Raw genomic sequence first — 14,535 nt, 5'->3', positions numbered from 1 at the left:
AATTTCCTATTGACTGAATGCTCATTCATATTTTATGATGAGAGCAGATTTATTATACTTAAACATAGTCCGCAGGAAACAATTTCAGGAATTTTTTAGAATACACATACCACAAGGGGGATTACCACATGGAGCCATTGCTCATAGCAAACTGGGTGTTATTTTTGGCAATAACTGCATATGCAGTTTTCCTGTTTCTTTATTTGCTGAAGACCAGGTACGACTTTATCAAGCTCGGCAAGAAAGTGGAGTTTGAGGAAAACTTCAACGAGCGCTTGCGGAAAGTAATGGTCAACGTCTTTGGCCAGAAAAAATTGATGAAAGACAAGAAGAGCGGAACGATCCACGTCATGTTCTTCTACGGATTTTTACTTGTGCAGGCGAGCGCCATTGATTTTATCATCAAAGGATTGGTGCCAGGAGCGCATCTTCCACTAGGGCCGCTTTACCCGGCGTTTACGTTTTTCCAGGAAATCGTTACGCTGACAATTTTGGTGGCTGTGGTGTGGGCGTTCTACAGACGTTACATTGAAAAACTGGTCCGCTTAAAACGCGGCTGGAAATCAGGCCTTGTGCTGATTTTCATTGGTGGTTTAATGGTTTCCGTTTTGATCGGAAACGGCGCAGGCATGATTTGGCAAGGACATGAAACAGCTTGGACTGAACCGGTTGCATCATTATTCGCAACGTTGTTCTCTGGGCTTCCAGAAACCGCTGCCGCTGCTATTTTTTACGTAATGTGGTGGGCGCATTTATTGTTCCTACTAACTTTCTTGGTGTACGTGCCGCAATCCAAGCACGCGCATTTGATCTTTGGGCCAGTCAACACGTGGTTCCACCGCGTCGACCATGTCGGCCGCTTAAAGCCGATCAATTTTGAAGAAATGGAAGACGAAGAAGACGAAGATGCCGTTCCATCGTTCGGCGTTGGGAAAATCACCGATTTCAATCAAGCGCAGATGATCGACTTCTATGCATGCGTAGAATGCGGACGCTGTACAAATATGTGCCCGGCAACGGGAACCGGCAAAATGCTTTCGCCGATGGATTTGATTACGAAACTGCGCGACAACTTAACAAACACCGGCGCAGTTACGACTCGCCAAAAACCATGGGTGCCGGCTTTGGCATTCAATAATTCAAAAGGCAATCAGCTGGCAATGGCTGCAGGCGCTGAAGGCATCTCAATCGATGAACTTTACAGCCCGAGCTTGATCGGCGACGTTATCACAGAAGAAGAGATTTGGGCATGTACAACTTGCCGCAACTGTGAAGACCAATGTCCGGTAATGAACGAGCACGTTGACAAAATCATCGACCTTCGCCGTTACCTTGTAATGACGGAAGGGAAAATGGACAAAGACGCTCAGCGTGCGATGACCAACATCGAAAAACAAGGCAACCCTTGGGGCCTTAACCGCAAAGAAAAAGAAAACTGGAGAGATGCACGTCCAGACATTTCCATTCCAACAGTAAAAGAAATGAACAAAGCAAAAGAAGAATTTGAATTTTTGTTCTGGGTTGGATCGATGGGTTCATTCGACAGCCGCTCTCAAAAAATTGCGTTGTCATTTGCCCGTTTGATGAACGAAGCAGGCGTCAAATTCGCGATTCTCGGCAACAAAGAAAAGAACTCAGGAGATACGCCGCGCCGCTTAGGAAATGAATTCTTGTTCCAAGAACTGGCAACTGCGAATATCCAAGAATTCGAAAAAGCGGGCATCACGAAAATCGTTACGATTGACCCGCATGCGTACAACATTTTCAAAAACGAATACCCGGACTTCGGATTTAAAGCGGAAGTTTACCACCATACGGAAATGCTGTTTGAACTGGTCCAAGAAGGCCGTTTAAAACCGCAATTCCCGGTCAATGAAAAAATTACGTTCCATGATTCTTGCTACCTTGGCCGCTACAACGACGTATACGATGCGCCGCGCGAGATTTTGAAATCAATCGAAGGCGTAGAATTGGTCGAAATGGTCCGCAATCGCCAAGACGGCATGTGCTGTGGAGCAGGCGGCGGCTTGATGTGGATGGAAGAAGACAAAGGCCACCGCATCAACGTAGCGCGCACAGAACAAGCGCTTGAAGTGAACCCGACAATCATCTCTTCCGGATGCCCGTACTGCTTGACGATGCTGTCAGACGGAACGAAAGCGAAAGAAGTCGAAGAAACAGTCGGCACATACGATGTGGCCGAGCTCTTGGAAATGGCCGTAATCGGCAATTCATCCCCTGAACTCGAGCCAGCAATCGTGCAGTAAGAAATAAAAATTGCAAAAAGCCCGAAAATTGGTTAAGATTCACCTATAGAGTAAAAAATTAAAAGGGAGTATAGCGCTCCCTTTTAATTTGGTTTAAAACCGAGCGAGCGTTCAGTCAATCATTCTGGCGCCAAGAAATGGCGCCAGAATGATTTGCCTCGAAGCTAGCGAAGCGATGCAACGCCCTTTCATGTTTCGAAGCTAGCGAAGCGATGCAGAAACTGGAGCAATGTTTTGTGGAATAACGACACCAAAATTTAATTCTTCTTAAACCTCAATATTTTTTTATTAACCACTGTAACCGTTTACAAAAAAGGGAGGAAAAAAGATCATGGCAAAAACAGTTATTCTTGATGGGGCACGTACAGCATTCGGTAAATTTGGAGGCAACCTTAGCACATTGACAGCAAGTGAGCTTGGAGCCGTCGCGATCAAAGAAGCAATGAACCGCGCGGGCGTTCAGCCGGAAGAAATTCAAGAAGTCATTATGGGGAACGTTTTGCAAGCAGGCCAAGGACAAATCCCTTCACGGCAAGCGGCTAAAAAAGCGGGAATCCCTTACAACGTTAAATCGGAAACAATCAATAAAGTTTGTGCATCCGGTATGCGCAGCGTGACACTTGCGGACCAAATCATTCGGCTTGGCGATGAAGAAGTGATCGTCGCTGGCGGCATGGAATCGATGTCAAACGCACCTTACTACTTGCCGAAAGGCAGATGGGGATTGCGCATGGGAGATGCTCAAGTGATCGACGGCATGGTCCACGACGGCTTGTCTTGTTCCTTCCACCCGGACCGCGTCCATATGGGAACTTACGGCAACTCGACAGCAGAAGCTTTTGCGTTGACGCGTGAAGCGCAAGACGAATGGTCTGCCCGTTCTCATGAGCGTGCGATTGCAGCAAAAGAATTGTTCGCTGAAGAAATCGCACCGATCGAAATCCCGCAAAAAAAAGGCGATCCGATTACAGTTGATTTTGACGAAGCCCCACGTGCCAATTCAACAATCGAAGCATTGGCAAAATTAAAACCGGCCTTCGGCAAAGATGGTACCATCACAGCCGGCAACGCGCCTGGCATCAATGACGGAGCGGTGGCGCTGGTCTTGATGAGCGAAGAGCGCGCAGAAAAAGAAGGCAAACAGCCGCTTGCACATATTTTGGCGCATACTGAAGTGGCCATTGACCCGCACCGGTTCCCGGAAACACCCGGAATTGTCATCAATGAACTATTGAAGAAAACCGGCAAAACGCTGGATGATGTCGATTTGGTGGAAATCAATGAAGCATTTGCAGCAGTGGCGCTAGCGAGTTCACAAATTGCCAAACTTGATGCTGAAAAAGTGAACGTCAACGGCGGTTCGGTCGCACTTGGCCACCCGATCGGTGCAAGCGGCGCACGCATCATTTTGACGCTTGCTTATGAATTAAAGCGCCGCGGAGGCGGCGTTGGCATCGCGGCCATTTGCTCAGGCGGCGGCCAAGGCGATGCAATCATGATCGAAGTTCCAAAACAGGAGGCAAACTGACAATGGCGATTCAAAACGTAATGGTAATTGGCGCCGGCCAAATGGGTTCCGGCATTGCACAAGTGTGTGCGCAAGCAGGGTTTAACGTGAAACTGAACGATATGAAACAAGAAGCATACGACCGAGGAATCGGCAACATTACGAAGAACTTATCCCGCAACGTTGAAAAAGGCCGCATGACAGAAGAAGAAAAAACGGCGGTATTGAGCCGCATTTCTTCTTCCCTTGATTTGAACGATGCGCATGATGCGGACATCGTCATCGAAGCAGCGGTTGAAAACATGGAAATCAAACACAGCATTTTCAAAACACTCGATGAAGTTGCGCCGAAACATGCAATTTTAGCGTCCAACACTTCATCACTTCCAATCACGGAAATCGCGGCAGTGACCAACCGTCCGGAACAAGTGATCGGCATGCATTTCATGAATCCGGTTCCGGTCATGAAACTGGTTGAAATCATCCGCGGCCTTGCTACAACGGACGAAGTATACAAAACTGTTGAAGAAATGACCTTGAAATTATCGAAAACACCGGTCGAATGCAACGACTTCCCAGGATTTGTTTCAAATCGGATTTTGATGCCGATGATCAACGAAGCGATTTTCACGCTTCAAGAAGGCGTAGCAACAAAAGAAGCCATTGACGACATTATGCGCCTCGGCATGAACCACCCGATGGGGCCGCTGCAACTTGCTGATTTTATTGGCTTGGATACGTGCCTGTACATCATGGAAGTGCTGCATGACGGTTTTGGCGACAGCAAATACCGGCCAAGCCCACTCTTGCGCCAGTACGTAAAGGCTGGATGGCTTGGCAAAAAAACCGGACGCGGATTCTACGAATACACTTAATATTTAGGAGGAACCGCAATGGATTTGCGATTCACAGAAGAACAGATTATGATGCGCGATATGGTGCGCAACTTTGCAAGAGAAGAAATTACACCATTTATCGACCGGATGGAAGCAGGGGAATTCCCGCGGGAAATCTTAAAGAAAATGGCTGACCTTGGGTTGATGGGCATTACCGCTCCCGAAAAATACGGCGGCTCCGAAATGGATTTCACTTCGTACATTAGCGCCATCCATGAATTGTCAAAAGCGAGCGCAGTCATCGGCGTTATTTTATCGGTCCACACATCGGTCGGCACAAACCCGATCTTGAATTTTGGGACCGAGCAGCAAATTGAAAAATACATTCCGAAATTGGCATCGGGCGAATACTTGGGCGCATTTGCTTTGACCGAGCCTTCTGCTGGATCAGATGCGGCAAGTTTAAAGACGAAAGCGGTTAAAAACGGCGACCATTATGTTATTAACGGTTCAAAAGTTTTTATTACCAATGGCGGCGAAGCTGATACATACATCGTATTCGCATCGACAAAGCCGGAAGCAGGTTCGCGCGGCATTTCGGCCTTTATTGTAGAAAAAGATTACCCTGGCTTGATCATTGGGAAAGATGAAAAGAAGATGGGCCTTCACGGTTCGCGCACCGTCCAATTGACGTTCGACAACATGCATGTGCCGGCTGAAAACTTGCTCGGCGAGGAAAATAAAGGCTTCAGCATCGCGATGGCCAACTTGAACGTCGGCCGCATCGGCATTGCAGCGCAAGCGCTTGGCATTGCAGAAGCCGCTTATGAATATGCAGTGGCTTACGCAAAAGAGCGCGAGCAATTTGGCAAACCCATCGCTGCTCAGCAAGGCATCGGCTTTAAATTAGCAGACATGGCGACTCAAGTAGAAGCGGCGAAACTGCTCGTTTACAACGCAGCAGATTTGTACGCACAAGGCAAAGACTGCAACAAAGAAGCATCCATTGCAAAATTGTTTGCGTCAAAAGCGGCGATGGACATCACGATCGAAGCGGTCCAAGTCTACGGCGGCTATGGCTACACCGAAGATTACCCGGTTGAGCGCTTGTTCCGGGATGCGAAAATCACTGAAATTTACGAAGGCACAAGCGAAATACAGCGAATTGTTATTAGCAAGCAATTACTAAAGTAATAAATTTATTGGAGCTAACAGCAGTCTGAGGCTTACATGAACAATAAACTAAACGATAACTAGAAGAAATAGCGGAAGGCGGCGAACAAGTTGGACAAAAGCATTTTGTTCAACTTGTTTGCGACGAAGCAGCGCAGCGATGCAGGAGCAACGTTTTTGCCGCGGAAAGCGTCCGCCTGGAGCGATTTCTTCAAATTGGAATATAACATATCCAAAACTAATGGAGGAATTAGACAATGAACTTTCAACTATCTGAAGAACACGAAATGATCCGCAAAATGGTGCGCGACTTCGCAGAAAACGAAGTAGGGCCGACAGCAGAAGAACGCGACGAAGAAGAACGCTTTGACCGCGAAATTTTCGACAAAATGGCTGAACTTGGCCTTACCGGGATTCCTTGGCCGGAAGAGTACGGCGGCATCGGTTCTGACTACTTGGCATACTGCATCGCAGTGGAAGAATTGTCACGCGTTTGCGCATCAACAGGCGTTACGCTTTCAGCCCATACTTCACTTGCTGGATGGCCGGTTTACACATTCGGTACGGAAGAACAGAAGCAAAAATACCTTCGCCCGATGGCTGAAGGAACAAAAATCGGCGCATACGGCTTAACAGAGCCGCAATCCGGTTCTGACGCAGGCGGCATGAGAACGACTGCGAAAGAAGACGGCGACGCTTACATCTTGAACGGGTCGAAAATCTTCATCACAAACGGCGGCATTGCCGATATTTATGTGGTATTCGCAGTTACGGATCCAGAATCAAAACATAAAGGGACGACTGCTTTTATTGTTGAAAAAGATTTTGAAGGATTTTCGGTCGGCAAAAAAGAGAAGAAACTCGGCATTCGTTCGAGCCCGACAACTGAAATCATTTTCGACAACTGCCGCGTGCCTAAAGAAAACATGCTTGGCGAACTTGGCCAAGGCTTTAAAATCGCAATGCAGACGCTTGATGGCGGACGCAACGGAATTGCTGCTCAAGCGGTCGGAATTGCACAAGGCGCAATGGACGCTGCAGTCAACTACGCAAAAGAGCGCGAGCAATTCGGCAAGCCGATTGCGGCAAACCAAGGCGTTTCGTTCAAATTGGCTGACATGGCGACGTCGATCGAAGCTTCACGTCTGTTGACTTACCAAGCTGCTTGGCTGGAATCAAACAAATTGTCTTACAGCAAAGAGTCGGCAATGGCGAAATTGATGGCTGGCGATACAGCGATGAAAGTGACCGTTGAAGCGGTTCAAGTATTTGGCGGATATGGCTACACGAAAGATTACCCAGTGGAACGTTTTATGCGCGACGCGAAAATTACGCAAATCTATGAAGGCACACAGGAAATCCAACGTCTCGTTATTTCCCGTATGGTCACTAAATAACCGGAGGTAATGGCGATGAATAAAAAGCGTGAAATACAGTCCTCCGTAAAAGACGAAAGCCTGATCGAGAAGCGCCGTGCGCAGATGATCCGCGGTGCTGTCACGCTTTTTAAACAAAAAGGCTTTCACCGGACGACGACACGGGAAATCGCAAAAGCAGCCGGCTTCAGCATCGGCACGCTGTACGAGTACATCCGTACAAAAGAAGATGTGCTGTATCTGGTCTGTGACTCGATTTACGATGAAGTCCACGTGCGCCTGGATTCACTCGACATTGAAAAAGGTTCGTTGGAAGTATTGGTTACAGCGCTCGAGCATTATTACGGCTTGATCGATGACATGCAGGACGAATACGTTGTCATGTATCAGGAATCCAAGTCGCTGCCGAAAGACGCGCTGCAATACGTATTGAAAAAAGAATTGGAAATGGTGTCGCTGTTTGAACGCTTGCTGACGGAATGTGTGGAAAGCGGCGAATTAACACTTTCGCCAAAAGAAATCGTTCTCGCGTCCCATCATTTATTCGTCCAAGGGCAAATGTGGGCGTTTCGGCGCTGGGCGCTCCGCGATTTCACCATTCAAGAATTTATTGCTATGCAAACTCAATTTCTTTTGCGAGGGATGGCAGGAGAAAAAATCTCGATACAGGGGGCTTAATAAATAATGGCGACAATACAAGAAGCAACAACTTATAAGCCGAAAAACCACATCCGGTTTGTTACGGCATCAAGCCTTTTTGACGGCCACGATGCATCGATCAACATTATGCGCCGCATTTTGCAAAGTGCGGGTGTCGAAGTGATTCACCTCGGCCATAACCGCTCGGTTGAAGAAGTGGTGAACGCGGCCATTCAAGAAGACGTGCAAGGCATTGCGATTTCTTCTTACCAAGGCGGACATGTGGAGTATTTCAAATACATGCACGACCTGCTGCAGGAAAAAGGCGCTGGCCATATCCGCATTTACGGCGGCGGCGGCGGTGTCATTTTGCCGCGTGAAATCGAAGAACTGGAAGCTTACGGCATTGCCGGCATTTTTTCTCCAGAAGACGGACGTAAAAAAGGGCTTCAAGGCATGATTCAGGAAATCGTGGAAGAAAGTGATTTCTCGACGGTTAAACCGAACCAGATTCCGGACAATTTATCGACGGAAAATCCGGTAGTGCTGGCAAACGTCATTACGGCTGTTGAAGAAGCGCATACACGCGATACAAACGTGGAAGAATTGCTGAACGCGGTTCGCGCGAAAAGCAACAATACGCCAGTGCTGGGAATTACCGGCACAGGCGGAGCGGGAAAAAGTTCGCTTACGGACGAGTTGATCCGCCGCTTTTTATCGGAACTTCCGGACAAAAAAATCGCGGTGCTGTCAATTGACCCGACGAAACAAAAAACGGGCGGCGCGCTTCTGGGCGACCGCATCCGCATGAACGCGATTTTCAACAAGCGCGTATTCATGAGAAGTTTAGCAACTCGTGGTTCCCGTACGGAAATTTCAAGCGCGTTAGGCGATGTCTTGGATGTCGTGAGAGCGGCTGACTTCGACTTGATCGTCGTGGAAACAAGCGGAATCGGCCAAGGAGATGCGGAAATCGCAAACTTCTCGGACGTTTCGATGTACGTCATGACGAGCGAATTCGGTGCGCCTTCACAGCTTGAAAAAATCGACATGATCGATTACGCCGATTTGATTGTCATCAATAAATTCGAGCGCAAGGGTTCAGAAGATGCACTGCGCCAAGTGCAAAAGCAATACCAGCGCAGCCGCGAACTGTGGGACCAGGAAATAGACAGCATGCCGGTATACGGCACCATTGCCAGCCAGTTTAACGATAAAGGCACAAACGCGTTGTTTGCCGCTTTGGTTGCGACCGTCAACGCGAAATGTGACACTGATTGGCAGACCGATTACGAAAAATTTGCAAAAACACAAAAAGAAAATTTGATCATTCCAAATGACCGCCGCTATTACCTGCGGGAAATTACTGACGCAGTCCGCGGCTACCACGCAAAAACGCAAGAGCAATCCCAATTTGCCCGCCGCTTGTTCCAACTTGAAGGCGCAATCGAAGCCGTCAAAGAAAAAGCGCCGGACGATGCACTCGTAGCATCGCTTGAATCGTTGGCAAACGGCGTCCGCGATGAATTGACCGTTGAGTCGAAACGGATTTTGGACAACTGGAAAGCGATGCAAGAAGCATACGCTGGCGATGAATTCGTCACACGCGTACGCGACAAAGAACTTCGGACGATTTTGCGCACCGAAAGCCTATCAGGCATCAAAGTGCCAAAAGTGGCGTTGCCGAAATTTCAGGATTACGGCGAAATTATCAAATGGGTTTATTTGGAAAATATTCCAGGTTCATTCCCTTATACGGCTGGGGTATTTCCGTTCAAACGCGAAGGGGAAGATCCGAAACGCCAGTTTGCAGGGGAAGGAACACCGGAACGGACGAATAAACGCTTCCATTACCTATCAAAAGACGACGACGCCAAACGCTTATCGACGGCGTTCGACTCGGTAACGCTTTACGGCGAAGATCCGGATCACCGCCCGGACATTTACGGAAAAGTCGGCGAGTCAGGCGTTTCCATCTGTACGCTGGACGATATGAAGAAATTGTACGCCGGCTTTGATTTGTGTGCGCCGTCGACATCGGTATCGATGACGATTAACGGGCCAGCACCGATCATTTTGGCAATGTTCATGAACACAGCAATCGATCAGCAAGTGAAGGTGAATGAAGAACGCCTTGGCCGCACGCTGACGCTTGAAGAATTCACAGAAGTCCGTGAAGGCACTTTGCAAGTGGTGCGCGGAACGGTTCAAGCGGATATTTTGAAAGAAGACCAAGGGCAAAACACATGCATCTTCTCGACTGAATTTGCGCTGCGCATGATGGGCGATATTCAGCAATACTTTATCGACCACAAAGTGCGCAACTACTATTCAGTTTCGATTTCGGGCTACCATATTGCTGAAGCGGGTGCGAATCCGATTTCGCAATTGGCGTTTACGTTGTCAAACGGCTTCACCTATGTGGAGTATTACTTGAGCCGCGGCATGAACATTGACGATTTCGCACCGAACTTGTCGTTCTTCTTCTCAAACGGCTTGGATCCGGAATATACGGTGATTGGCCGCGTGGCTCGACGCATCTGGGCAATCGTTATGCGCGATAAATACGGCGCAAACGAACGCAGCCAAAAATTGAAATACCACGTGCAAACGTCAGGCCGCAGCCTGCACGCACAGGAAATCGATTTCAACGATATCCGCACAACGCTGCAAGCATTGATGGCGCTGCAGGACAACTGCAACTCGCTTCACACAAATGCTTACGACGAAGCGATCACAACGCCGACGGAAGAATCCGTGCGCCGTGCGATGGCGATCCAAATGATCATCACAAAAGAGCACGGCTTGTCGAAAAACGAAAACCCGCTGCAAGGCGCGTTCATCGTTGAAGAAATGACGCAGCTTGTCGAAGAAGCGGTGTTGGCTGAATTTGACCGCATTAACGACCGCGGAGGCGTTCTTGGCGCGATGGAAACGCAATACCAGCGCGGAAAAATCCAGGAAGAATCCATGTTCTACGAAATGAAAAAACATACGGGCGAACTGCCGATTATCGGCGTCAACACGTATTTGAATCCGAACCCGCAGAGCGATGACGACATCAACGCTATGGAAATCGCCCGTGCGACAACGGAAGAAAAAGAAACGCAAATCAACAACTTGCTTGCTTTCCAAGCACGCAACAATTCCGAAGATGCGTTGGAGCGCTTGAAGCAAGTGGCTAAAACTGGCGGCAACATCTTCGAAGAATTGATGGAAACCGTAAAAGTGGCAAGCCTTGGCCAAATCACGCAAGCTTTATACGAAGTAGGCGGGCAATATCGCCGAAACATGTAAGGAAAAGCTGGAGCGGTCACATCTTGCTCCGACATGAAGACAGAATGCGCAAAATTCGTTGAAAAACGGTTTTGCGCATTTCCTTATGGCGAGAAATACGCACGCTCAGGAGAAAATACGCACGCTCGGCGAGAAATACGCACGCTCAGCGAAAGATATGCACGCTCAGGAGAAAATACGCACGCTCGGTGAGAAATATGCACGGTCAGGAGAAAATACGCACGCTCAGGAGAAAATACGCACGCTCGGCGAGAAATATGCACGGTCAGGAGAAAATACGCACGCTCAGGAGAAAATACGCACGTTCGGCGAGAAATACGCACGCTCAGCGAGAAATATGCACGCTCGGCGAAAAATACGCACGCTCGGTGAGAAATATGCACGGTCAGGAGAAAATACGCACGCATAGCGAAAATTCTCTGCTATAAGGGATAAAAAGTATAATTTATTTGACGAAAAGAAAATATTTTTAAAAAAAGAAGAAAACCCGCAAACCAATTAATTTCTTCTCTAACCGAACTCAGCCGGTCGTAATGGCCAGCTATCTTCGGTATAATAAAAGAAAGTTGACTGCAGACAAGCGGAGGATGATGTTCCATGCCCAAGATGATCCACTACATAATATTTATTCTCTGCATTGCTTCCATTGTCTTTTTATATGGAAAAGCACTTGGTTCCATTCCTTTTTTAGTTTTGTCTTTTTACCTGTTTTATTTTGGCTGGACGCAGTTAAGCAGTAGAAAAAAGAAAACACGCTAGCGTAGGGCTAACACTTTGTATATAATGAATTAAGTTAAGAGAAGAAGGGACGTGCACATATGAAAATCCGTGAATTATCGAAAGAAGAACTAATAGAAGAGTCATTCGTTGACTTGACATATGCAATGCTCGAAGAAACACATGAAACAAAAACGTATGCTGAACTAGTGGCAGAAATCGCAAACTTGCTTGACTGGTCTCAAGAAGAAATGAAAGAGCGCTTAGTTCAGTTTTATACGGACCTCAACATTGATGGCCGCTTTTTAATTTTAGGAGAAAACCGTTGGGGACTTCGCGAATGGTATCCTGTAGAACAGATCGAAGAAGAATCGGCTCCAACCGTTAAAGCACGCAAGAAAAAAGCGAAAACGTCGGATGACGACGATTTCGATGACATGGATCTTGAGTTGGAAGATGAATTGGAATTTGACGATTTTGATGAAGAAGATGACGAAGATGAGGATGAGGATGGCGGCATCACAATTGATCTTGGCATCCCAACTGACGAAGATGAAGACGAAGAAGACGAAGAAATCAAATTGCCGGAAGAAGTTGAAGTTCTCGACTTTGACGTAGAAGACGACGAAGATGAAGTGGACGTCGATGTTCTGGTTGAAGACATGGATGGCAACATCATCGACGAAGACGAAGATGAAGAAGACCTAAAGTAATCTGACTATTTATTTACCTTGACTTCTGGAGCTGAACTGGATAAGATTTTATTGGGCTCCTTAAAATCAGGAGAAATGATTCGTACAGTTTACGCGCTCCCTCTGCATGCAGCAGGAGGGGCGCTTTTTATTTTTTTAATCACGAGGAGGAAGCAAGCATGACAAAGTATATTTTTGTAACCGGTGGCGTTGTATCTTCACTCGGCAAAGGAATTACAGCCGCTTCACTAGGGCGTTTATTGAAAAACAGAGGGTTGAGCGTGACCATCCAGAAATTCGATCCTTACATCAACATTGACCCAGGAACAATGAGCCCGTACCAGCACGGAGAAGTTTTTGTAACGGAAGACGGCGCGGAAACGGATTTGGATCTTGGGCATTACGAGCGCTTTATCGACATCAATTTGAATAAATACTCGAATGTGACGACGGGGAAAGTCTATTCGACGGTAATTCAAAAAGAACGCCGTGGCGATTATTTGGGTGGAACGGTCCAAGTTATTCCGCACATTACGAATGAAATCAAAGAACGGTTGCTGCGCGCTGCGAAAACAGCGAAAGCGGACGTTGTGATTACGGAAATCGGCGGAACGGTCGGCGACATCGAGTCGCTGCCATTTTTAGAAGCCATTCGCCAAATGAAATCAGATTTAGGCCGCGAACACGTGATGTACATCCACTGTACGTTGATTCCTTACTTAGGCGCAGCCAAAGAAATGAAAACCAAACCGACTCAGCACAGCGTGAAAGAATTACGCAGCCTTGGCATTCAGCCGAACCTGATTGTCGTACGTACAGAACACGAAGTGCCGCAAGACATGAAAGACAAAATTGCCTTGTTCTGCGACATCAAGTCGGAAGAAGTTATCGAATCACGCGATGTTGACGTGATTTACGAAATGCCGCTTCGTTTGAAAGAGCAGCATATGGACCAAATCGTTCTTGACCACTTCGGCATCAAAGCGCCGGAAGCGGACATGACGGAATTGATCGCATTGGTCGACAAAGTGAAATCGTTGTCGAAAACTGTGCGCATTGGCCTTGTCGGGAAATACGTAGAACTTCAAGATGCCTACATTTCAGTTGTTGAAGCGTTGAAACACGCTGGGTTTGCCCACGATGCTGAAATCGAAGTGGATTGGATCAACGCGGAGCACGTCAATGCTGAAAATGTTGCTGAAATTTTAAGCAAGGTCGACGGCATCCTAGTGCCAGGCGGATTTGGCGATCGCGGCGTTGAAGGAAAAATCGTCGCTTCGCAATACGCGCGCGAAAACAACGTGCCGTTTTTCGGAATTTGCTTAGGTATGCAATTGGCTTCAGTTGAATTTGCCCGTAACATTATGGGATTGGAAGACGCGCATTCATCAGAATTGAATGGGAAAACGCCTTACCCAATCATCGACTTGTTGCCTGAACAAAAAGACATCGAAGATTTAGGCGGCACACTTCGTCTAGGATTGTACCCAGCCAAATTGGAAAAAGGTTCAAAAGCTCACGAAGCATACGGCGAAGAAATTGTGTACGAACGCCACCGCCACCGCTATGAGTTCAACAATGAATTCCGCGAGCAATTCGAAGCAGCCGGATTTAAATTCTCGGGCACTAGCCCGGATGGCCGCTTGGTGGAAATTATCGAACTGGCTGACCACCCATGGTTCGTCGCTTGCCAATTCCACCCGGAATTCATCTCACGCCCGAACCGCCCGCAGCCGCTATTCCGCGAATTCGTGCGCGCTTCACTTGAAAATAAATAATACAAAAGCCTTCCTGAGTTTTTTCAGGAAGGCTTTAACTGTTTTATGAATGATATTTTAATCAAAATAGAAAAGGTTCAGTATAGATATTCCGCAAAACAGCTCTGCGAAAACCGTGTGCTCCTGCAGGGTCTCCGCTGTCTTGCTCCATATTTTAAATAAAAAAATCATCCTTTCTGAAATGATGGTGTTAAAAAAGCTAGTTAACAGAAAAGGTGATTTTGCATGCTTTTTAAATGGATAGCTGCTTGTA

11 protein-coding genes are annotated in these 14,535 nt (G+C 47.4%); all 11 read left to right on the top strand.

Going from position 1 to position 14,535, the window contains the following annotated elements:
- Positions 1 to 128: 128 nt before the first annotated feature.
- The 11 genes from ACRRQV_RS07695 (at position 129) to ACRRQV_RS07645 (ending at position 14,282) form a co-directional block, all read left to right on the top strand.
- Positions 129 to 2,267 carry a (Fe-S)-binding protein gene (locus ACRRQV_RS07695; RefSeq protein ID WP_432529354.1) on the top strand — a complete coding sequence of 713 codons (2,139 nt, stop codon included), beginning with the start codon at positions 129 to 131 and terminating at the stop codon, positions 2,265 to 2,267.
- A gap of 331 nt (positions 2,268 to 2,598) precedes the next feature.
- Entirely contained in the window at positions 2,599 to 3,795 is a 1,197-nt protein-coding gene (locus tag ACRRQV_RS07690; protein ID WP_432529352.1) for an acetyl-CoA C-acetyltransferase, read from the top strand.
- A 2-nt stretch (positions 3,796 to 3,797) separates the two neighbouring features.
- The gene (locus ACRRQV_RS07685; protein ID WP_432529350.1) at positions 3,798 to 4,649 is read left to right on the top strand and encodes a 3-hydroxybutyryl-CoA dehydrogenase; all 852 of its coding nucleotides are present in this window, start codon (positions 3,798 to 3,800) and stop codon (positions 4,647 to 4,649) included.
- Between the two features lie 18 nt (positions 4,650 to 4,667).
- Positions 4,668 to 5,804 (top strand): acyl-CoA dehydrogenase, encoded by a 1,137-nt coding sequence (locus ACRRQV_RS07680; protein ID WP_432529348.1) that lies wholly within the window; start codon positions 4,668 to 4,670, stop codon positions 5,802 to 5,804.
- Positions 5,805 to 5,894: 90 nt separating this feature from the next.
- On the top strand, positions 5,895 to 6,044 hold the full coding sequence (locus ACRRQV_RS07675; protein WP_432529346.1) for a hypothetical protein: 150 nt from the start codon (positions 5,895 to 5,897) through the stop codon (positions 6,042 to 6,044).
- A complete protein-coding gene (locus tag ACRRQV_RS07670) occupies positions 6,041 to 7,180 on the top strand; it encodes an acyl-CoA dehydrogenase (RefSeq protein WP_432529344.1) in 1,140 nt (379 codons plus the stop codon). The genes ACRRQV_RS07675 and ACRRQV_RS07670 overlap by 4 nt, the downstream gene beginning before the upstream one ends.
- Before the next feature lie 15 nt (positions 7,181 to 7,195).
- Complete coding sequence (locus tag ACRRQV_RS07665) at positions 7,196 to 7,837, top strand: TetR/AcrR family transcriptional regulator (protein ID WP_432529342.1); 642 nt, start codon at positions 7,196 to 7,198, stop codon at positions 7,835 to 7,837.
- 6 nt (positions 7,838 to 7,843) lie between these two features.
- On the top strand, positions 7,844 to 11,095 hold the full coding sequence (icmF, locus tag ACRRQV_RS07660) for a fused isobutyryl-CoA mutase/GTPase IcmF (RefSeq protein ID WP_432529339.1): 3,252 nt from the start codon (positions 7,844 to 7,846) through the stop codon (positions 11,093 to 11,095).
- 85 nt (positions 11,096 to 11,180) lie between these two features.
- Positions 11,181 to 11,504, top strand: a complete 324-nt coding sequence (locus ACRRQV_RS07655; RefSeq protein ID WP_432529337.1) for a hypothetical protein — start codon at positions 11,181 to 11,183, stop codon at positions 11,502 to 11,504.
- Positions 11,505 to 11,913: 409 nt separating this feature from the next.
- Positions 11,914 to 12,525: a DNA-directed RNA polymerase subunit delta gene (gene rpoE / locus ACRRQV_RS07650; RefSeq protein WP_432529335.1), complete on the top strand. Its 612-nt coding sequence runs from the start codon at positions 11,914 to 11,916 to the stop codon at positions 12,523 to 12,525.
- A 158-nt stretch (positions 12,526 to 12,683) separates the two neighbouring features.
- On the top strand, positions 12,684 to 14,282 hold the full coding sequence (locus tag ACRRQV_RS07645) for a CTP synthase (RefSeq protein ID WP_432529333.1): 1,599 nt from the start codon (positions 12,684 to 12,686) through the stop codon (positions 14,280 to 14,282).
- Positions 14,283 to 14,535: the final 253 nt, after the last annotated feature.

Origin of the sequence: Planococcus sp. YIM B11945 (genome assembly GCF_050864155.1) — a bacterium.
Taxonomy (GTDB): Bacteria; Bacillota; Bacilli; order Bacillales_A; family Planococcaceae; genus Planococcus.
Note: the sequence above shows the minus strand (reverse complement) of the source record. Positions and strands in the feature narration are given on the sequence as shown.